Source organism: Spiribacter pallidus, assembly GCF_040838495.1.
Classification (GTDB): Bacteria; Pseudomonadota; Gammaproteobacteria; order Nitrococcales; family Nitrococcaceae; genus Spiribacter; species Spiribacter pallidus.
On the sequence record NZ_JBAKFM010000002.1, the window covers coordinates 468,512 to 488,928 of the forward strand.

At 64.3% G+C, this 20,417-nt stretch carries 17 protein-coding genes and 1 tRNA gene; 9 read left to right on the forward strand and 9 right to left on the reverse strand.

Annotated elements, in window-relative coordinates; all coding sequences use genetic code 11:
- Positions 1 to 80 precede the first annotated feature (80 nt).
- Positions 81 to 932 carry an alpha/beta hydrolase gene (locus V6X73_RS05675; protein WP_367958558.1) on the forward strand — a complete coding sequence of 284 codons (852 nt, stop codon included), beginning with the start codon at positions 81 to 83 and terminating at the stop codon, positions 930 to 932.
- A gap of 5 nt (positions 933 to 937) precedes the next feature.
- Here V6X73_RS05675 and V6X73_RS05680 read toward each other — a convergent pair whose 3' ends face one another.
- Positions 938 to 1,417, reverse strand: coding sequence for a DUF6231 family protein (locus V6X73_RS05680; protein ID WP_367958557.1), 480 nt, complete (start codon positions 1,415 to 1,417; stop codon positions 938 to 940).
- On the reverse strand, positions 1,414 to 2,181 hold the full coding sequence (locus V6X73_RS05685) for a ParA family protein (protein ID WP_367958555.1): 768 nt from the start codon (positions 2,179 to 2,181) through the stop codon (positions 1,414 to 1,416). Before V6X73_RS05685 ends, V6X73_RS05680 begins: the two co-directional genes overlap by 4 nt.
- A 69-nt stretch (positions 2,182 to 2,250) precedes the next feature.
- On the opposite strand from V6X73_RS05685, the gene V6X73_RS05690 reads away from it, so the two are divergent.
- The gene (locus V6X73_RS05690) at positions 2,251 to 3,279 is read left to right on the forward strand and encodes a quinone-dependent dihydroorotate dehydrogenase (protein WP_367958554.1); all 1,029 of its coding nucleotides are present in this window, start codon (positions 2,251 to 2,253) and stop codon (positions 3,277 to 3,279) included.
- Positions 3,280 to 3,328: 49 nt separating this feature from the next.
- Positions 3,329 to 3,418, forward strand: a tRNA-Ser gene (locus V6X73_RS05695).
- A 73-nt stretch (positions 3,419 to 3,491) separates the two neighbouring features.
- On the opposite strand, the gene V6X73_RS05700 is transcribed toward V6X73_RS05695, so the two are convergent.
- The 3 genes from V6X73_RS05700 to icd all read right to left on the reverse strand — a co-directional run bounded on the left by V6X73_RS05700 (position 3,492) and on the right by icd (position 8,161).
- Complete coding sequence (locus V6X73_RS05700) at positions 3,492 to 4,982, reverse strand: NADP-dependent isocitrate dehydrogenase (protein ID WP_367958552.1); 1,491 nt, start codon at positions 4,980 to 4,982, stop codon at positions 3,492 to 3,494.
- Positions 4,983 to 5,106: 124 nt separating this feature from the next.
- Positions 5,107 to 6,837 (reverse strand): bifunctional isocitrate dehydrogenase kinase/phosphatase, encoded by a 1,731-nt coding sequence (gene aceK, locus V6X73_RS05705; protein ID WP_367958551.1) that lies wholly within the window; start codon positions 6,835 to 6,837, stop codon positions 5,107 to 5,109.
- Between the two features lie 25 nt (positions 6,838 to 6,862).
- Positions 6,863 to 8,161, reverse strand: a complete 1,299-nt coding sequence (gene icd, locus V6X73_RS05710; RefSeq protein ID WP_367958549.1) for an NADP-dependent isocitrate dehydrogenase — start codon at positions 8,159 to 8,161, stop codon at positions 6,863 to 6,865.
- 184 nt (positions 8,162 to 8,345) lie between these two features.
- Here icd and V6X73_RS05715 point away from each other — a divergent pair, with 184 nt between their 5' ends.
- Both V6X73_RS05715 and V6X73_RS05720 read left to right on the forward strand, forming a co-directional pair.
- Positions 8,346 to 12,245, forward strand: a complete 3,900-nt coding sequence (locus tag V6X73_RS05715) for a DUF3683 domain-containing protein (RefSeq protein WP_367958548.1) — start codon at positions 8,346 to 8,348, stop codon at positions 12,243 to 12,245.
- Between the two features lie 125 nt (positions 12,246 to 12,370).
- Positions 12,371 to 13,675: an ATP-grasp domain-containing protein gene (locus tag V6X73_RS05720; RefSeq protein WP_367958547.1), complete on the forward strand. Its 1,305-nt coding sequence runs from the start codon at positions 12,371 to 12,373 to the stop codon at positions 13,673 to 13,675.
- Here the strand turns inward: V6X73_RS05720 and V6X73_RS05725 are convergent.
- Both V6X73_RS05725 and V6X73_RS05730 read right to left on the reverse strand, forming a co-directional pair.
- Entirely contained in the window at positions 13,654 to 14,883 is a 1,230-nt protein-coding gene (locus tag V6X73_RS05725) for an FAD-binding domain-containing protein (protein WP_367958546.1), read from the reverse strand. The two genes, V6X73_RS05720 and V6X73_RS05725, sit on opposite strands and share 22 nt — an antisense overlap.
- Positions 14,874 to 15,329 (reverse strand): methylated-DNA--[protein]-cysteine S-methyltransferase, encoded by a 456-nt coding sequence (locus V6X73_RS05730; RefSeq protein WP_367958544.1) that lies wholly within the window; start codon positions 15,327 to 15,329, stop codon positions 14,874 to 14,876. The genes V6X73_RS05725 and V6X73_RS05730 overlap by 10 nt, the downstream gene beginning before the upstream one ends.
- Before the next feature lie 81 nt (positions 15,330 to 15,410).
- On the opposite strand from V6X73_RS05730, the gene V6X73_RS05735 reads away from it, so the two are divergent.
- Positions 15,411 to 16,661, forward strand: a complete 1,251-nt coding sequence (locus tag V6X73_RS05735) for a M28 family peptidase (RefSeq protein WP_367958542.1) — start codon at positions 15,411 to 15,413, stop codon at positions 16,659 to 16,661.
- 27 nt (positions 16,662 to 16,688) lie between these two features.
- Here the strand turns inward: V6X73_RS05735 and V6X73_RS05740 are convergent, their stop codons facing one another.
- Positions 16,689 to 17,306 (reverse strand): NYN domain-containing protein, encoded by a 618-nt coding sequence (locus V6X73_RS05740; protein WP_367981238.1) that lies wholly within the window; start codon positions 17,304 to 17,306, stop codon positions 16,689 to 16,691.
- 39 nt (positions 17,307 to 17,345) lie between these two features.
- Here V6X73_RS05740 and V6X73_RS05745 point away from each other — a divergent pair, with 39 nt between their 5' ends.
- From V6X73_RS05745 to V6X73_RS05755, 3 genes are read left to right on the forward strand one after another with little or no spacing between them, the layout of a single operon-like run.
- Positions 17,346 to 18,611 (forward strand): MgtC/SapB family protein, encoded by a 1,266-nt coding sequence (locus V6X73_RS05745; protein ID WP_367958539.1) that lies wholly within the window; start codon positions 17,346 to 17,348, stop codon positions 18,609 to 18,611.
- Complete coding sequence (locus tag V6X73_RS05750; protein WP_367958538.1) at positions 18,608 to 19,351, forward strand: FkbM family methyltransferase; 744 nt, start codon at positions 18,608 to 18,610, stop codon at positions 19,349 to 19,351. Before V6X73_RS05745 ends, V6X73_RS05750 begins: the two co-directional genes overlap by 4 nt.
- A gap of 11 nt (positions 19,352 to 19,362) precedes the next feature.
- Positions 19,363 to 19,563, forward strand: a complete 201-nt coding sequence (locus V6X73_RS05755) for a hypothetical protein (RefSeq protein WP_367958537.1) — start codon at positions 19,363 to 19,365, stop codon at positions 19,561 to 19,563.
- On the opposite strand, the gene V6X73_RS05760 is transcribed toward V6X73_RS05755, so the two are convergent.
- Positions 19,558 to 20,301, reverse strand: a complete 744-nt coding sequence (locus tag V6X73_RS05760; RefSeq protein ID WP_367958536.1) for a DUF3581 family protein — start codon at positions 20,299 to 20,301, stop codon at positions 19,558 to 19,560. The genes V6X73_RS05755 and V6X73_RS05760 overlap by 6 nt on opposite strands.
- Between the last annotated feature and the right edge of the window lie 116 nt (positions 20,302 to 20,417).

Here is a 20,417-nt window from a genome sequence, read left to right on the forward strand (position 1 = left end):
TACGGCTATGACATCGATCGGCGCCGGAAAATCCCGGACGAAGTTGCTAGCCTATCGGGAAGACAAGGCTAGGGAAACTAATGGCAACGACGACCGCTGAACCACGAACCGGCGCCCGGGTCGGTCCAAAGCTCGAAATGCGCGAACAACGCCCGCGCGGGGGCGTGTCAACGAAACGGACACCAGTGGTGCTGGTCCATGGCGCCTTCGTCGCGGCCTGGTGCTGGCAGCGGCACTGGATGGACTATCTCGCCGGGCAGGGGTATCCGGTGGTGGCTCCGAGTCTTCGCGGCCACGGCCACAGCGAAGGCGGCGATCGGCTGGATCACGCGGGCATTCGTGAATACGTGGCCGATCTGCGCGCGGTTGTTGAGACACTCCCCGGGCCAGCCCCCGTCCTGGTCGGCCACTCCATGGGGGCGCTGGTGGTGCAGCGCTATCTCGAGCAACACCCGGCCGCGGCGGCGGTCCTCATGGCGCCCATTCCGCGGGAGGGGCTGGCCGGATCGACCCTGCGAATGATGGTGGCAGAGCCGTTGATGTTTGCGCAGTTCGGGTTGATGCAGACATTCGGGAGCGGGCTGGTCGACGCCGATATGGCGCGGCGGGCGGTCTTCTCGGACCAGTTGCCGGATACCGAGGTCGCCGCGTTGACACGCAAGGTCCAGCGCGAGTCGCAGCGCGCTCTTTTTGACATGCACCTCTATGCCGATGCTCGGCCGTGGCGCGTCGACCCTTCGGTGCCCGTTCAGGTGCTCGCTGCCGGCGATGATCAGCTTTTTCGCCGCTCAGAAATCCGCTCGGTGGCCGAACGCTGGGATGCCGACTATCGCTGCCTCGATGGGATGGGCCATGCCATGATGCTGGAGCCGGACTGGCAGGCGCCGGCGGATGCGATGCTTGGCTGGCTGGACGGCCTGGGCATCGATTAAGCGGGTTACCAACGGAACTTGTCCCAGAGTTCGGGGTTGGCCCAGTGACGGGCATTCAGCCAGTCGGGTGTGGTTTTGTAGTCCTGTAGCGCGAAATGAAACCACCGACGCCGGCGGTCCGGATCGCGGCTGTCCTGCCAGCGGTGCAGCCCCAGCCCAATGAGCTCGGCCCGGGGCAGCGCGCCTGTCCGGGCAGAGGAGGCAATGACCAGTGTGCGCGTCGCGGTGACATCGCGCAGTCGCCCCACCAGCTGAATGGCGGCGGCGGCGCTGGGAAAGCCGGCATCCCCGTCGATGATCGCCAAATCCACCGATGGCAGGGCATCAATGGCATCGCTTGCCTGTTGGCCGGTATACGCCCAGTGATCCAGGCGCGTCTGAGGCAGGGCCGGTGGGTGGTCGGTGATCAGCAAAAGCCGTTGCGGATTAAAGGTATCGATGGCCTCGGCGAGGCGCTCATCAGTTGCCGGCAGGGTATCGGTCACTGGGCCTCCAGCGTGTCATGGAGCGCGCTGAATGCGCCGGTCAGTTTATGTCGCGGTGCATGGTGGCAGAGGGGGCGGGCTTTTTCATGCGACTCGCGGACCTTGACCGATGCGGGCAGATAGGGTGTGCGGACCGGATAACCGGCATCCTCGAGCGAGCGGACCAGCTCGGCGGGGAGACGGGCACGGGCCTGGAACTGGTTGATGATGATGCCTTCGACGGTCAGGCCGTCGTTGTGATCGGCGCGCAGTTCAACGACGCTCTGCATGAGATCGTCCAGCGCCTGGCGCGCGAAGGTGTCACAGTCAAACGGGATGAGGCATCGATCGGCGGCAATCAGCGCCGAACGTGTGTAGAAGTTCATCGCTGGTGGGGTATCGATGTAGACCCGGTCGTAGCCCGCCAGCGCGTCCAGGGACTGACGGAGCTTGTAGATCTTGTAGCGCGACTCGAGCCGACCCTGCAGGTACTCGAGCTCTGGATGGGCGGCGATCACCGATAGGCCGGCGTAGGGCGTCGGCCGGGCGACGGTATCCAGTTCGCGCGGGTAGATGCGGTGGCTGAGGGTGTCCTCGAAATAGCCGGCGATCGTCTCATCCGCCGCGGCGGGGACTTTGCCCAGCAGGTAATGACTGGCATTGGCCTGCGCGTCGAGATCGAGAACCAGGGTCTCCAACCCCCGCGCGGCGGCCATCGCAGCCAGGTTGGCGGTGATAGTGGACTTGCCGACGCCGCCTTTTTGGTTGAAAACCACCCGGCGCATGGTGTTCCTCCTGCTAGAATCCACCTGTTCCTGCAGTCTAGGCAGCTGTGCCGAGAAGGTCGAGGCCCCATGTATGCATTGGCAAGACAACTGCTTTTTGCCCTGCCGCCCGAGGTCGCCCATGATATCGCCCTCGGTGGGCTTGACCTGGCCGCGCGGCTGGGGCTTGCCCGGCTTATGCCGGCCCGTGTCGCGGACCCCTGCAGCGTTCTGGGGCTTCGATTCCCGAACCGGGTGGGGCTGTCAGCGGGGCTTGATAAAAACGCCGATCATCTTCAAGGACTAGCCGCGGCCGGGTTCGGTTTTCTTGAGCTCGGGACGGTGACCCCGCGGCCGCAGCCGGGTAACGACAAACCGCGTTTGTTCCGCCTGCCCAGCCATCGGGCATTGATCAACCGGCTGGGATTTAACAACAACGGGGTCGACCACCTGGTCGGCCGCGTCCAGCAAACCCGCGGCCGGTTGTCCACACCGCTTGGCGTGAACATTGGCAAAAACCGCGACACCCCTCTCGAGCAGGCGGCGGATGACTACTGTCGTGCCTTGAATGCCGTCCACGGCGTCGCGGACTACATCACGGTGAACATCTCGTCGCCCAACACGCCCGGGTTGCGTTCGCTGCAGGCAGGCCAGGAGTTGATGCGGCTGCTCGAGCGGTTGCTGGCCGAGCGCGATGAACTGTTGGCCCACCGTGACAAGCCACTGCCAATACTGGTCAAGATCGCACCGGATCTCGCAACCGAGGCCCTCGCCGGGTTGGTGGATACGCTGCTTGAATGCCGGGTCGATGGGGTCATTGCCACCAACACGACTCTCTCCCGCGAGGGTGTCGAGGGTGCCCGCCACGCCGAGGAGAGCGGGGGGCTGAGTGGTGCACCGCTTCGCGAGCCATCCACCCGCGTGGTTGCCGATATACGAAGGCGCGCGGGTCCCGGGCTGCCGATCATCGGCGTCGGCGGTATCTTGAGCGGCGATGACGCACTCGAGAAGATCGAGGCCGGCGCCGATCTGGTCCAGCTCTACACCGGCTTTATCTACCGTGGCCCGGGGCTTGTCCGGGAAGCAGCGTGCGCACTCCGTGACCACCGGAGAGGCTGATCTCACCGCCCTTGTCCGTGGGGACCTGCGCGGCGACAATAGAGGGTGTGGAGAGGTGGCAGAGTGGTCGAATGCGGCGGACTTGAAATCCGTTGAGTCCTCACGGGCTCCGGGGGTTCGAATCCCTCCCTCTCCGCCAGATACAAAAGCGGCCCCGATCGGGGCCGTTTTTGTATCTAATAGCGTCGGGATTCGAATCCCATCTCGCGGATCTACTGCCCCTGACCGAGCGAGTAGCCACGCTTGCCGTCGAAGTCGTAGAGCTGTTCGGATTTGATGAAATCCACACCGGCCTCCGTCAGGCTTGCGAGCAGCGCGACAACATCCGACTGGTTGACCGGGCAACTGTCGGCCGGCATGAAACGGCAGCGCCAGTGGTCGGTACAGAAGGTCTCGGGTAGGCCGTCGGGCCAGACCTTGACGCCGCGGTTGGTGATCATCTGCAAATCCAGGATGTCGCCAGCATTGCGCCGCAGCGTCCCGGCCAGCGCCTCGGCGGTGTCGGTGGCATGGACAAAGACATCCACCCCCACCAGGGTCTTCGCCGCGACCCGCTGGGGCAGCGGTTCCGGGGCGATCACCGGGGCGGCATCGGCGTTGTAGCGGACCGGCGTCATCGTCTCGGGCTCGGTGCCGAGCCGCTCGATCACTGCATCGGCGAAGCCCCGGGTCCCGACCCGATGGCGGGAGGTCTCGGCACGGTGGATGTCGTCGGTGTGGATGCCCTGCTCGATGGTCGCGAGCCAGGCGTTGTGGATGCGTTCTGCCACCTCGGGCTGGCGTAGATGGACAAGCATCATGACGCCGGCTAGGAGCAGACCGGATGGGTTGGCGATGTCGCGACCCGCCAGCGGTGGCGCAGACCCGTGGATGGCCTCAAACATGGCCCCGTTTGATCCGATATTCGCGGATGGTGCAATGCCCACCGATCCGGTGATCTGCGCGGCAATATCCGAGAGGATGTCGCCGTAGAGGTTGGGCATGACCACTACGTCGAATATCTCTGGCGTGTCCGCGAGTCGGGCGGCGGCAATATCGATGATCCAGTGATCGGTCTCGATTTCCGGGTATTCCGGGGCGATTTGATCGAACACCTCATGAAAAAGCCCATCGGTCATTTTCATGATGTTGTCCTTGGTAAAACAGCTGACCTTGCGACGCCCGTGGGCCCGTGCATATTCGAAGGCATAGCGGATGATCTTCTCGCAGCCCGGGCGCGAGACCAGTTTCAGGCACTGATAAACCTGATCGGTCTGGCGATGCTCGATGCCGGCGTAGAGGTCCTCTTCGTTTTCGCGTACCACCACCAGGTCCATGGCCGGATGGCGCGTCGGGATACAGGCCGGATAGGCCCGGCAGGGACGGATATTGGCAAACAGTCCCAGGCTTTTGCGCACCGTCACGTTGAGGCTTTTGTAGCCGCCGCCCTGCGGTGTGGTGATGGGGGCTTTGTAGAAAACACCGTTGTGGCGCAGGCTTTGCCAGGTACTGTCGGTAATGCCGGCACTGTGCCCGGCGCGGTAGACCGACTCGCCGATGTCGATCTCGTCGATGGCCAGGGAGGCGCCGGCGGCCTCGAGGATCCGCAGGCAGGCCTCCATGATCTCGGGACCAATGCCGTCGCCCATGGCAACGGTGACCGGAGCCGGCTCGGCAATGGGCTCGGCCTGAGCAGAAAGGGCGGTGGCAGCAGCGTTTCGCATTTCGTTCTCCTGGTTGTTGCAGCCCACAACGCGGCCTGTGCCGCGATTGACCGGGAGCATGCCGGGAAGATTGGCGAATTAAAAATAGAAGTTTTCGTGGCAATCGTTCGGTTATAACGAACGACTACAAGCGGATGCGGTGGGGCGCAACGGACTGCCGGGCATAGGGTACGATCTCGGCAACCTCGCCGGCCTGGCGGCGACGTTTTACATCTCGCCAGTAGTCGGGGGTCAGCAGATCGGCGTGGGCATCGAGGAAGTGACTGCGCAGATGCGTGGGCATGGCCAGAAAGCGGATGAACTCCTCGGGAAAGATGTCGTTGGCGCCGACAAACCGGGTGGTGGGATGATCCATGAGTGGAAAATCCTCATCCGGCTCGGGCAGTTCGTAGAAATTGCAATCGGTGACCAGCAACACCTCGTCGTAGTCGTAGAACACCACGCGGCCCGAGCTGGTGACACCAAAATTTTTCAGCAAAAGATCACCGGCAAATATGTTGGTTTCGGCGAGATCCTTAATGCAGCGGCCATAATCGAGGATCACCCGTCGGGCCTCGGTCTCGTCCACCTCGCGGACGTAGAGATTCAGCGGCCGCACCCGTCGCTCGACATAGACATGACTGAGCACCAGCTGGTCGCCGTCTACACCGACGGTGCGCGGCGCCTGGCTGAACAGCTCTTCCTGCAGGGCCTCGCTGAAGCGCGCCCGGGGCAGCTCCAGGTTGCGAAAATGCTGGGTATCGATCAGCCGGCCGGCATGATCATGGCGTGAGACCAGTCGATAGCTCTGGTGCACGTCTTCGTGCGTGGTGGTCTTCGGGGGGCGAAAAACATCGCGCATCACTTTGAAAACCAGATTGAACGAAGGCAGCGTGAAGACGATCATCACCAACCCGGCTTCACCGGCGGCGTGGACGAACGCATCCTCGGTGGCCCGCAGGTGCCGGGTGAGCGATCGATAACGCTCGGTCTTGCCCTGGCGTAAACGCCCCAGCACTGTGTAGAGCTCGTCAATGGGCTTATCCGGCAGTATGTCATGCAAAAACTGCACGGCCGCCACCACCGAGGTGGGGTCGGCAAAGTAGTAGGAGCGGGTGTAGGAGAACACCACCCCGATCTGCTCTTCGGTGATGAGCGTGGCATCCACCCGGATGCCTGCATCGTCGTTGCGCAGCGCGATGACAATGGGCTGGGTGCCCCGGGGCATCCGCAGTCGGCCGACGAGGTAGGCGCGGGTGCCCTGGAAAAAATGCGTGTCGATGAACTCAAGGCGCAGACACTGGGCATCGGCGTCGCTGAAATGGCCACGGATTTCGCCGGCGATTGCCGCGGCATCGCCGTCGCGGTCGGCATAGCCGATGCGAAAGCGAAAATCCCGGAGCATTCGGCTGCAGGCCTCATCCAGATCGCCCCAGCAGGGGTAGCGGCGCATCGTTAACGACTCGATGCCCTCTTCGGGCGGCGGCTGGACGAACTCCACCGTGGCATCCACGCCGCGGGTGCCGAACACACGCCGGGTGATGGAGTTGAAAAAGGTTTTCATAAAGCCCGCATCGGGCATGGCCTCGACGCGCAGGCCAAAGGCCTCTCGAACCGCCGGCCAGAAGTCGTGATCGGCGAAATCGTCGCCCAGATCGCGGCGCAGCTGGCCAACGGTCCGACGCGCCCAGGTCTCGTAGAGCTCGACCCGGGCGGCAATGTCCGCCATCTGGCCTTTCCAGTCGCGTTGCTCGAAGCGCCGTCGGGCGCGGCTTGTCACCCGTCGGAACTGCTGGTTGTAACGGCTGAACCCATCATGAATGCACTGCGCCGCAGCGGCGGCCCCCCGATGGGATGGGCGCAAACTACGGCGCACGGGTTCAGCCTCCAGCCCGGACCGCTCAGCCCTGCATGCGCTTGATCATCGCCTCGCCGAACTGCGAGCAGCTCACCTTGGTGGCGCCGTCCATCAGGCGGGCAAAGTCATAGGTCACATGCTTGCTGGCGATCGCCGCGTCCATGCCTTCAAGTACCAGATCGGCGGCCTCGGTCCAGCCGATATGCCGCAGCATCATCTCGGCGGACAGCACCAACGAGCCGGGGTTGACCATGTCCTTGCCGGCATACTTGGGGGCGGTGCCGTGGGTGGCCTCGAAAACGGCATGGCCGGATTGCTCGTTGATGTTGCCGCCCGGGGCGATGCCGATGCCGCCGACCTGTGCTGCCAGCGCATCGGAGAGGTAGTCACCGTTGAGGTTCATAGTGGCGATGACATCAAAGTCCGTGGGCCGGGTGAGGACCTGCTGCAGCGTGATATCGGCAATCGAGTCCTTGACCAGGATCTTGCCGGCGGCGACCGCCGCGTCCTGTTCGGCATTGGCCGCTTCCTGGCCTTTCTCGGCGACGGTGCGCTCCCATTCCGCCCAGGTATAGGTCTCGGCGGCGAATTCGCGCTCGGCAAGCTCATAGGCCCATGTCCGGAATGCGCCTTCGGTGTATTTCATGATGTTGCCCTTGTGGACAATGGTCACCGAGGGGCGCTTGTTGTCGATGGCATAGCGGATCGCGGCCCGGACCAGACGTTCGGTGCCTTCCCGGGAGATCGGCTTGATCCCGATGCCACATTCATCCGGGAAACGGATGTTGGCGAACGCCGAAGGGAACTGCTCGGCCAGCATGGCCTTGAACTGTTCGTTCTCGGCCGATCCCGCCTCGAACTCAATGCCCGCGTAGATATCCTCGGTGTTCTCGCGGAAGATCGCCATATCGACCTGGTCGGGGTGCTTGACCGGGGAGGGCACACCGTTGAACCAGCGCACCGGTCGCAGGCAGACATACAGATCCAGCACCTGCCGCAGTGCGACGTTGAGTGACCGGATGCCGCCGCCCACGGGCGTGGTCATCGGCCCTTTGATCGAGATCAGATACTGGCGGATGGCCTCGACGGTCTCATCGGGCAGCCAGGCCCCCACCTCGTTGTTGGCCTTCTCGCCGGCGAGCACTTCCATCCAGTGGATCTTCCGCTGCCCGCCGTAGGCCTTTTCAACCGCGGCATCCACCACGCGGTGCATGACCGGGGTGATGTCGATGCCAATGCCATCGCCTTCGATGTAGGTGATGATCGGGTTATCCGGGACGTTGAGGACGCCGTTTTCAAGGGTGATAGGGGCGCCGTCGGCGGGAACCTGGATGGTGCTCATGGGCTTTACTCTCTTTATCTGTATCGCGGTTCGGTGGTCCGAAATCGCGCGGGATTGTTTCATATTCGGGCTGTGGATAACAGTATCCGGCCGCCCGACCAACCGGATCATGATCTCGATCATGGCGTAAGCGCCGGGCATTTGCCGTACCATCGGGGTTGGACTGATCAACGGAGCCCAGACAATGGCGACCAACGCCACGCCCCGGGTACGGGAGATCCCGTACAACTACACCTCGTTTTCGGATCGCGAGATCATCGAGCGCTATCTCGGTGATGATGGCTGGTCGATCATCGAGGCCCTGCGCGGCCAACGCCGGACCGGCATTTCGGCGCGCATGCTCTTCGAGGTTCTCGGCGATCTATGGGTGGTGGATCGAAACCCCTACATCCAGGAAGATCTGCTCGAAAACCGCGCGCGCCGCGAGGCGCTGGTGGCGGCCATGCGACATCGACTCGAGCAGATCGAGGCGCGCGCCGAGGGTAATACACAGGCGCTGGCGCTTGCCGAGCGCTGCCGCGAGGCGGTGGACGAATTCGAGGAGTGGTTCCCGCGCATCGCCGCGCTTCGCAGTACCGCCCGCAAGCGCTTTGCCCGTCACACGGCCGAACACAATATCGCTTTTGATGGCCTCAGCCGAGTCGCCCATCAGACCGATGCCACCGACTGGCGGGTGGCGGTGCCCTTTGTCGTGCTCACGCCGGACAGCGAGGCCGAGATGGCCGGACTGGTGGCCGCCGCTGTCGAGCTGGGGCTGACGGTCATCCCCCGGGGGGGCGGGACCGGCTATACGGGCGGGGCGGTGCCCCTGGAAGAGCACAGCGCGATCATCAACACCGAAAAACTCGAGGGGCTCGGCGCCGTGGAGATGCGCGAGCTCCCCGGGGTGGCCGACCCGGTGGCGACCATCCGGGCCGAGGCCGGCGTGGTGACCCGGCGAGTCGAGGACCGTGCCGATGCCAGCGGCTATGTCTTTGCTGTCGATCCGACCTCGCGCGATGCCAGCACCATCGGCGGCAACGTAGCGATGAATGCCGGCGGCAAAAAGGCGGTGCTCTGGGGCACGACGCTGGATAATCTGGCGAGCTGGCGGATGGTGACGCCCGACGCGCACTGGGTCGAGGTCGAGCGGCTCGATCACAACCTGGGCCGTATCCACGAGCAGGAAGAAGTGCGTTTTAGGATCACACGCTTTGCCGCCGATGGCCGCACGCCAGTGGGCGAACCCCGGGTGCTTGCGATGCCGGGGGCCAGCCTGCGCCACACCGGGCTTGGCAAGGATGTGACCGATAAGTTTCTTGGCGGTTTGCCGGGTGTGCAAAAGGAAGGCTGCGACGGGCTGATCACCTCGGCCCGGTTCATCCTCCATGTGATGCCGGCGCACATGCGTACGGTCTGCATGGAATTCTACGGCCGTGATCTCCACGAGGCGGTGCCAGCGATTGTCGAGATCATCGACGATATGCGGGCCAACGCCACGGTGGCGCTTGCCGGGCTCGAGCACCTGGACGAGCGCTATATCCGGGCGGTGGATTATGCGCCCAAGGGGGATCGGGGGCAGAAACCGCGGATGTTGCTGCTGGCCGATCTCGCAAGTGACGACGAGCAGGCCTGTCAGGCGGCGGCCGAGGCCATGGTCGAGCGGGTCGAACGGCGCGATGCCGATGGCTTTATTGCGGCCTCGGCGCAGGCAAGGCGCACATTCTGGGCCGATCGCGGCCGCACCGCCGCCATCGCCGCGCATACCAATGCATTCAAGATCAACGAGGATGTGGTCATCCCCATCGACCGGCTCGCGGACTACAGCGAGGGGGTCGAGCGCATCAATATCCGTCGCAGCCTTGATAACAAGCTCGACATCCTCGATGCCGTGCGGGCGTACTTGAGCGGGCCGATGACCGAACTCCAGGATCGCTCCGACTACCAGGCGCGCGAGGATTTCTCGGCAAGCGCCGAGGGTGACAGCATCCTGGAGCGAAAACGCCGCGCGGCGCTGGCGCATCTCGACGCGGTCAAGGCCCGCTGGCTGCGTCTGCGCGAGGCCCTTGATGAACCGGCCAAGCGGCATCCGGAGTGCCTGGCCGACGTGCCCGCCGACGTGATCGGCGAGGCCGATACCCTGATGCAGCTGCTGTTAAGACGCGATCTGGTGGTCTCGTATCACCGCGAGGTGGCGGCCAAGCTTGGCGAAATCTACGACGGCCGGGACCTGGAGCCGGTCCGACGGCGGCTTGAGGCCATCCATCAGGCGGGCCGCCAGTCACGGCTTTTTGTGGCGCTGCATATGCACGCCGGTGACGGGAATGTGCATACCAACATTCCTGTTAATTCCAATGATTACAAGATGATGCGAGAAGCGGATGACATTGTGGATGAGGTCATGGCGCTGGCGCGTCGGCTGGATGGCGTCATCTCGGGCGAGCACGGGATCGGTTTGACCAAGTTCCAGTACCTGGAGGATGCGCAGGTCGCGCGATTCAGCGAGTACAAAGCCGAAGTCGACCCCGACGGGGTATTCAATCGCGGCAAACTCGTTCGTGGTAGCGGGCTTGCCCGTGCCTATACCCCGTCGCTGCGGCTGGTCCAACAGGAGGCGTTGATCCTCGAGCAAAGCGAGCTTGGCGAGCTCAATGACGATATCAAGGACTGCCTGCGCTGTGGCAAGTGCAAGCCGGTCTGCACCACCCATATCCCCCGGGCCAATCTTCGGTACTCGCCGCGGGACAAGATCCTGGGGACCAATCTGCTCATCGAGGCATTCCTCTACGAGGAACAGACCCGGCGCGGGCTGTCGCTCCAGCACTGGGCCGAGATGAATGACATCGCCGATCACTGCACGATCTGCCACCGGTGCGTGACCCCCTGTCCGGTGAACATCGACTACGGTGATGTCACCATCAAGATGCGCCATGCACTCAAAAAGCAGGGCAAACGGCGCGAGAGCATCGCCTCGAAGGCATCGATGGCCTTTCTCAACATCCAGGACGCCCAGCGCATCAAGGTCATGCGCAAGGGGCTAATCGAATGGGGCTACGGGGCGCAGCGCTTGAGCCACTATCTTGCCCGTCAGGTCAAGCTCGCCGGTACCCGCGACACGGTTCCCGATAGCGATGTCAAACGCCGGCCCCGACCGACCCGGGATCTCTCCGGCGTCCCGGCGCAGGTGATCCACTTTGTCAAAAAGCCCATGCCGGGGGGGCTGCCCAACCAGACCATGCGCCAGTTGCTCGGCGCCGAGGACCCGCGCTACGTGCCCATCCTCGCCGATCCGGACAAGGCCGACGACGAGGCCGAGGCGGTGTTCTACTTTCCCGGCTGCGGCTCGGAGCGGTTGTTCAGCCAGATCGGTCTGGCGACGCTGGCGATGCTCTATGACGCCGGCGCCCGGACGGTGTTGCCCCCGGGGTATCTGTGCTGCGGCTATCCGCAGACCTCGTCCGGCGATATCGAAAAAGGCGAGGCCATCACCACCGAAAACCGGGTGCTGTTCCACCGCGTGGCGAACACGCTCAACTATCTCGACATCCGCACGGTGGTGGTCTCGTGCGGGACGTGCATGGACCAGCTGCTTCGATACGAATTCCAGCAGATCTTCCCGGACTGCCGGTTGCTCGACATCCACGAATATCTGCTCGAGAAGGGCTACAAACTCGACGGGGTCGATGGCGTGCAGTACATGTACCACGAGCCCTGCCACACGCCGATGAAAACCCAGGCGGGTGAGTCGGTGGCCAGCCAACTGATGGGCCAGCCGGTGTCGCTCAACGACCGTTGCTGCGGCGAAGCCGGCACGTTTGCCGTGGCCCGACCCGATATCGCCAGCCAGGTGCGCTTTCGCAAGGAAGAAGAGATCAATGCCGGCGTCGAGGCGCTGAGCGGCCAGCCGGTGGCCGAGAAAGGCACCACCAAGATGCTCACTTCGTGTCCGGCCTGTCTGCAGGGGCTGTCGCGCTATCAGGCCGATACGGGGGTCGAGGCCGACTACATCGTCACCGAGATGGCACGTCATCTGCTCGGCGAGGACTGGTCCCGGCAGTTTGTCGACAAAGCCCGCGATGGCGGGGTGCAAAAGGTGCTGCTCTGAGCCGATCCCCCGGGTAATGGCCAACCCGCGGCCGATATTCGACTGAATGCAGGAACTCCCCGGTGGCTTGCAGGGCCCGATGCGGTGAACACCGCAGGACCCGGATGCCGGGGCAGGGAGGTCGCTTGGCCGCGCAGCGCCATGTCTTTATCTACGGGCTGGATGATTTCCACCGCCAGCAACTCGCGACCATTGCCGGGTCACAGCGGCTTGGCTTTCATCAGCTGCTCGAGCACGACGAGGCCATCCACCCCGAGCGCTTTCCGGTCGATGAGATGCTTGCCAAAAGCGAGCGCATCCTCGATGCGTTTGGCCCAGGGGCCGATGCGGTCTGTACCTATTGGGATTTTCCGACCAGCGCTCTGGTCCCCATTTTGCGCGAGCGCCGCAACCTGGCCGGTGCGGGACTGGATGCGGTGCTGCGTCTGGAGCACAAATACTGGGCACGTCTCGAACAACAGGCGGTGGTGCCGGGGCTGATTCCGGCATTCGATTGCGTTGACCCGTTCGCCGACGACCCGGCCGCTTCGCTGCAGCTGGATTTTCCCTTCTGGCTCAAGCCAATCAAGGCCCACTCATCCTATCTGGGCTTCCGGATCCACAATCGTCAGGCGTTTCGCCGGGCCATCGACCGGATCCGTGAAGGGATCCATCAGTTCGGCGAGCCGTTCGATGAGGTCATGGCAAAGGTTCGGGCCCCGGCGCCCATTGAGGGCATCGGCGGCTATCACTGCATTGCCGAGGGGATCATCAGCGCCGGCCGGCAGTGCACCCTCGAGGGTTTTGTCCACCACGGTCAAGTCCAGGTCTATGGCGTTGTCGACTCCATCCGCGAGGGACGGCACCGGTCTTCGTTTCAGCGCTATCAGTATCCCTCGCGTCTGCCCCGGCGGGTGCAGGCCCGCATGATCGATGCCGCGCGGCGGGTGATGGCGCAGACCGGCTATGACAATGCGCCGTTCAACATGGAGTTCTTCTGGCACCGTGATGCGGACACCATCGCGTTGCTCGAGGTCAATGCCCGCTGCTCGAAGTCCCATTCGCCGTTATTCCACATGGTCGATGGGGCCTCGCACCTGCAGGTCATGGTCAACCTGGGGCTGGGCGACGCGCCGGATTTTCCCCACCGCCAGGGCGGCTTCCCGATGGCGGCAAAATTCATGCTGCGCGTATTCCGCCCCGGGCAGGTCACCCGTGTGCCGGATGCCGCGGACATTGCGCGGTTGAAGGCGCGATTCCCCGAGGCGCTTCTAAAGGTCCAGGTCGAGCGCGGGCAGGATCTGTCCGATTTGCGTTTTCAGGACAGCTACAGTTATGAGCTCGCCGAGCTTTTCCTCGGCGGCCGCAACCGCCAGGATCTGCTGCAACGCTATGGCATCGCCTGTGAAATGCTCGGCTTCGAGGTCGATCACTCGGCGGCCGCGGCCTGACGGGCCTCGATCAGCGGCCGCGCGGCTTTCCAGAAGCGGAAAAAGCCATGGGTGGCCGCTGGCCAGTGGTCCAGGTCCCAGTACCGGGGGACGCCGACAAGCTCGATGTCGGCGGCCTGCAGCCGCGCTCGCAGCGGCTCGAGGCCATCGGCGGTCGGCCCGTTGGGCACATAGGGGGTGATCAGCCGGCGGATGCCGGCATGGGTGCAGGCCTCGACGATCGGTGAATCACCCACGCCATCGCCCTCACGAACCGGGCCCAGCCGCTGTTCGGCATGGGTACGCTGCAACGCATCGGCCAGCGCGGCGTTGGCAAACCCGCGGACCTGGTCGCTGACCGGCGCATCGCTGCGCCAGTCGGTGGTCTGTAATGCAACGGCCAGTGGCCATTGCACCGCCGGAAACAGGCGCTCCGGGGTGAGGTCTTCTTCGGTGATCAAAAGCGCATCCCCCGGGCCCGGCGTCAGTTCCACCGGCGCGGGCACCGGGCCCAGCGGCGGGCGTTCGATGCCCTCCGGCGCCGGCGCCTCACTGGCAAGCTCCGGGCCGGGGGTGAAGCGGTCGTTGCTGTATTTGCGGATGTTTCGTGGCCGTGCCAGATAGGTCTTGCCCGGGGTATGCAGCCCGGCCACCCAGCGCCAGGACAGCGTGTTGGAAGCCGGGTCGCCATCGAGTAGATGACGCAGGAAAAAATCCGCGCCAAGCGCCCAGGGCAGCTCGAGTGTAAATACCCAGATACTGGCAAACCACATCCGCGCGTGATTGTGGAGATAGCCGGTCTCACATAGCTCTCGGGCCCAGGCGTCGAAACAGTCGATACCCGTGCGACCGGTCGTGGCCGCTTCCAGTGCCGCTCGACTGTCCCGGCCGCGACAGAAACGCGCCCGGCCGGTGGCGAGGTGATCGCGATATTCCCGCCAGTGCACGGGGCGACGCTCGAGAAACCCCTTCCAGTAGGTCCGCCAGCAGACCTCCTGGATGAACTTCTCCGCCGCCGCCAGGCCATGATGCCGGAGCACCGCGTCAACGACCTCGTCCTCGCCGATCAGGCGATGTCGCAGCCATGGCGATAGACCGGAGACCCGGTTGCCGCCGCCGGGGCCAAAGTCGTGGTTGCGCCAGCGCTCGTAGTCTTCGCCGGCATGGGGGAGGAAGTCCGCAAGCCGGGCCAGGGCGGTTTCACGATCGGGCTGTGGGGTCACTCGCATTGGATGATCCGTATTGTGGGCAGCTCGGGCATCGATGCCTGTTCCCAGGCAAGGAGTCGTTTTTTTCGGTGCAGTCCGCCCAGATAGCCGCCTAAACGGCCGTCCCGGCGTACCACCCGGTGGCAGGGTAGCAGCACCGGCACGGGGTTGCGGGCCACCGCGCCGGCGACTGCCCGCGCCGCGCTCGGACACCCCAGCTGGTGGGCCAGTTCCCCGTAGCTGGTGGTTGCCCCCCACCCGAGCGCGGCCAATGCCTGCCAGACCGCGTGCTGAAAGCCAGTCCCGGTCAGCGCAACGGGGAGGTTGTCCATGCGCCGCCAGGGCGCCGGCAGCGGCGCCGGGGCAGGCCGGGGTGATGATGCGATAAAGCGGCTTGCGACGATGGCCCCATCACGTGCTTTGACCTCGAGCCCACCCCATGGCCCCTGCCAGATGAAACGCGACATGGCTGCTCCGATTGGTGATGTCGCGTTATCCTACGGGTTGATCGACACACACGGTAGCGACGCAGCACAAGGGAGCATCCCATGTCCAATCAAGCCACGCCCTGGTCCAGTGCCATGCCCGAGGCGCAGTTTCAGCTCATGCACGACATCCTGGCGGCGCCAAGCCCCATTGGCCTCGAAGCGGCAATGACCGAGGGGGTGCTGCGGCCACACTTCGAACGGATCGCCCCCGACGGCTGGGGCGTGAAAACCTTCAAAGGGCATGCCGGCATCGTCCTTGATACCCATCCCGGTCGGGATGATCTTTTTACCGTGATGGTCATCGGCCACGCCGATAAGATCCGGATGCAGGTGCGCAGCATTGGCAGCGACGGCAAGGTCTGGATCAACAGCGATTCGTTCCTGCCCACGACGCTGCTGGGCCACGAGGTGAGCATCTTCAGCGAAGCCCCCGAGGCGCCGGGCGAGTACCGCCGTCTCGACGGCGGGACTGTCGAGGCGCTGGGGGCCATTCACTTTGCTGACCCCAAGCTGCGGGCAGGCGAGAAGGGCGTGCGCAAGGAGCAGCTCTACGTCGAGCTCCAGATCCATGGCAGCGACAAGAAAAAGCAGGTCGAGGCCCTGGGCATCCGCCCCGGCGACAGCATCATCATGAACCGGCCCATTCGCCATGGTTTCTCGCCGGATACCTTCTACGGTGCCTATCTGGATAACGGACTAGGCTGCTTTGTCGCCGCCGAGGCCGCCCGACTGGTGGCCGAAGCGGAAGGGGCCCGGAACATCCGCATGCTCTTTGCCGCGGCCACCTATGAGGAGATCGGCCGGTTCGGCAGCCGGGTGCTGGTCGGTGAGATGCGGCCCGATGCCATCATCGGGGTGGATGTCAATCACGACTATGTCGCCGCGCCGGGCATCGGCGAGAAGCGCATGGCGCCGGTGGAAATGGGCAAAGGCTTTACCATGAGCGTCGGGGCGATCGTCAGCGAGCAGCTCAACCGCCGCATCGAGACGGTGGCCAAGGACAAGGGCATTCCCATGCAGCGCGATGTGGTCGGCGCGGATACCGGTACCGACGGCATGGCCGGTGTGCTTGGCAACGTCGACTGTGCGGCCACCTCGGTGGGCATGCCGATCCGCAACATGCACACCATCTCCGAGAGTGGCTGCACCAGGGATGTGCTCGCCTGCACCCATGCCGTTGCCGAGACGCTGCTGGCCATGGACGCCGAAGAGTCGCAAACCGGGGCGCTGCATGAGGCGTTCTGCAGCCAGCACCCCCGTTTGGACCAGGCCCGGCCCATGGGCCATCAGGGTTTGCCTGAATCGGACTAGTCCGCCGCCCCGGTCCGTATCCCGCGGCTACGGGCGGTGATCGGTGCCCGGCCCGCCGGCTTCGCCGGTGAGTGCCGGGACGTGATCATCCAGCCACAACACCCGGGCCGCACGGGACTGGAGCTCGGTGGAGACACCGGTGCTGAAAACCGCCAGCTCCAGATCCTTGCCGGCCTCGGTGATGTGGGTGATGGCATCGATCAGATCCCCGTCGCCCGAGGACAGCACAAGGCTGTCATAGCGGGCCTGATGGATCAGCGCCAGTGTCGCCAGCCCCACATCAACGCCCATCTGGCGTTGGTTGTGCAGGCGATGCTGCCCGTTGCCATGGGGGCAGGCGAGTTCGACGCGGGTGCCGCAATCGGCACACCAGGCGTGTCGCACCCGCTCGCTTTTGAGCCCGTAGAGCTGGACGATGAGATTGGGCCCCTGTGGGAGGGCGGTCTGCAGCCAGTTGTGGAACCGGTCCCGGCCCTCGTTGGGCTCATCCTGGATGCCGTTCAGGAAATACCCTCGCCACAGCGGGCCAAGCGCTTGTTCGATCAGCTGGCGCAGTCGCAGATAATCGATCCGCCGGTTCGCGCCGAAAAGCGCGATATTGTTGGCGTGGATATAGCTTGCATCGATCAGCCAGAGTCGGCGCATGGCTTCTTTCACTGCAGATAAAACCGCTAGGGTAACGCAATGATGGACTCCGGACATGCGCTCGGCCTGCTGGTGGCGCTGATGATCGGTGCGGTGGTGGGCCTGGAGCGTGGCTGGCGCCTGCGCCAGTACGGCGAGGGGCGACGTGTCGCCGGGTTGCGGACCTTTGCGTTGATGGGGCTGGCAGGCGGTGTAGCGGGGCTCGTCGGTGAGCGGGCGGGGGCGTGGGTTGTGCCCGTGGCCCTTGCCGGCGTGATCGCGCTTTTGGTGCTGGGCTATCGCCGGTCGGCCTGGCGGCAAGACGATATGGGCATTACCACCGAAGTGGCCGGCGTGCTGGTGTTCCTTCTGGGGGTCCTTGCCACCGCCGGTCAGGCGCTGCTGGCGCTCGCCGGGGGTGTGGTCACGGCGGTCGTGCTTGGCTTCAAACCCCGTCTCCATGCCTTTTTGGTCTGGCTGGACGGCCCCGAAATCCGCGCGATCCTCCAACTGGCGTTGATATCGGCGGTATTGCTGCCGCTGCTGCCGCGCAGTGGCTATGGCCCCTGGAACGTGCTCAACCCCTACCAGATCTGGCTGATGGTGGTGCTAATCAGTGCCATCGGGTTTGTCGGGCATTTTGCCGTGCGCATCGTCGGCTCGCGGCGGGGCGTGCTCTTTACCGGTCTGTTTGCCGGGCTCGCCTCATCGACGGCGCTCACCCTCACGCTCTCGCGGGCGGCCCGTCAGCAACGATCACTACAGCCACTATTTGCCGCGGCGATCGTGCTGGCCTGCACGACCATGTTTCCCCGGCTACTGGTGCTGGTGGCCGCCGTGGCGCCGGGGCTTCTGGCCGGGCTTTATCTGCCGGTGGCCATTCTCACCGCCGTGGGCCTGACCGCGACGGCGGGGCTGGTCATCGAGTCGGGCCACGGTCAGGACAACGCCCGGTCGCCGGCACTGCAAACGCCCTTCGAACTGGGCACGGCGTTGCGTTTTGGTGTCATCCTGGTGGTGGTCATGCTCGGTGCCGAGGCGCTTCGACGGCTTGCCGGGGATGCGGGCGTCTATTTGATGGCCTTGCTCTCGGGCCTCACGGATGTGGATGCCATCACCCTGTCGCTGGGCAATATGGCCGGCGAGCAATTGGGCGCGGCGGTGGCGCTACAAGGCATCCTCATTGCCGCGATGGCCAATACACTGGTCAAAATGGGACTGGCCATTGGTCTTGGCGGACGGGGGCTGGCCCTGCGGGTCGGCCTGGGACTGGGCGCGGTGATCGTCGCCGGCGCGCTGTGGGTTGTGTCGGGAGGGTTGCGATGAATCCGGCTGCACGGATGGGTTGGCTACGCTCGTTTCTGATCTATGGGGCGTTCTGGCGCCAACCCGGTCTGAGGCGGTTTTATCGACCGTTCATCCAGCCCGGCGATCGGGTGTTTGATATCGGCGCCCACCTGGGTGACCGCAGTTTGGCGTTTGCCGCCCTTGGCGGGCGCGTGGTTGCCTGTGAACCCCAGAGCGCTTGCCAGGGCTATCTGCGTTGGCGGCTTCGGCGCCATCCCGACGCCGAGGTGTTGCAGCTGGCCGTTGCCGAGCATGCCGGTGAGGCCAGCCTGGCGGTCAGTGATCGGCATCCGACGCTGGCAACCCTCTCGAGCGCCTGGCGCGATCGTGCGAGTCGGGCCGGCGGCGGGTTTTCTCACGTGCGGTGGAATCAGCAAGAGACGGTCGAGGTCGTCACGCTCTCGCAACTGATCGGGCGCTACGGGATGCCGGGTTTTTGCAAAATCGACGTCGAGGGCGCTGAGCCCTCAGTGCTTGCGGGTCTGGACCAGGCGGTGCCGATGCTTTCGTTCGAATATCTCGCCGGCCATCGCGCCGCGATGGAACAATGCCTGCATCACCTCGATCGGCTCGGCCCCTACCGGTTTAATGTCACCCGTGGCGAGCGCCGGCGGCTCGAGTTCGATCGATGGGTGGATGAAGCCGATCTGCTTGCTTGGATGGATCACAACGCCGATGATGCGGGTTCGGGCGATGTCTATGCCTGCCGGGTCGAGTAGGGGAGCCGCTATTGTTCAGGCAGATACTGTTAACGGCGCTGATCACGTTGATCGTGGTTCTGGTGGTCCAGGCCCGCCGGCGTCGCGCCCGGGTGGATCAATCCCGGGAGACCCGGGCCGGGCTCACCCCTCAGGCCTGGGCCGGCTGGGCGCTGCTTGCCATCATGCTGGCCGCGGCGGTGGGCACCGCCTTTTTGCATGATGGGCTATGAGCCGTTCATCGCCTCAGTGCGACGGCGGCGATAGGCTTCGATCATTGCCGTCATCTCGACGTCATCATAGTCGCGCAAGCCACTGATCACCATGCGCTTTTCGCACTCGCCAATGGCCGTCTGGCGGTTGCGGATGACAAACCGGAACGCCGCATCGCCGCGCTTGCCGCTGACCTCCAGCGTGGTGCCCTCGAGCTCGAGGCTGACATCCCGATCAGGTGGCTCGTCCAAAGCCAGTGTCATGCGGTCGTAGACCACGAAAGGCCGGCGCGGATTGAACATTACCCCGTGGCGGGCCAGCAGCGGCTGCAGCAGATCCGGAAAGGTCTGCCCCGACCATCCCACATAGGCGGCGACCAATGCCCAGACGCCGGGCCCGGTGACGTCCAGCCGACCCTGGTGTGAGACCTCGACATACGCCTTGCCGCTTTCATCCGCGACGCCAAAGGGCGCGTTGGTCTGGAGTGGCGGGAATTTCAGGGGCGTGTCGGCCCGGAGCATGCCCTTGAAAGCAAGCTGCATGCGGTGACTCAACCCGTAATGGCTCACCACCAGGGCGAACAGCAGGTCACCGGGGACGCAGAACCGGGGCGCATCGATATCGTGAATGGGGTTATGGTCGCCGGCGATCTGTTTGGCGAAGCCACTGCCCTGGGGGGCGCTGATATTTACCCAGTCATCGCGTTGTTCAAAAAAAGGGGCCAACTGCTGGGCCAGGCCCGCATTGTGGGCGTCCATGTCGTTATCGCTCCCGATTCCCGGCCGTTTTTTGGGCCGCAGATTATAGCGGCCCGGCATGGTCGTGGCGACTTGCAACGTTGTCACCCCCGGGCAAGATTGGCAAACTGTTTTCA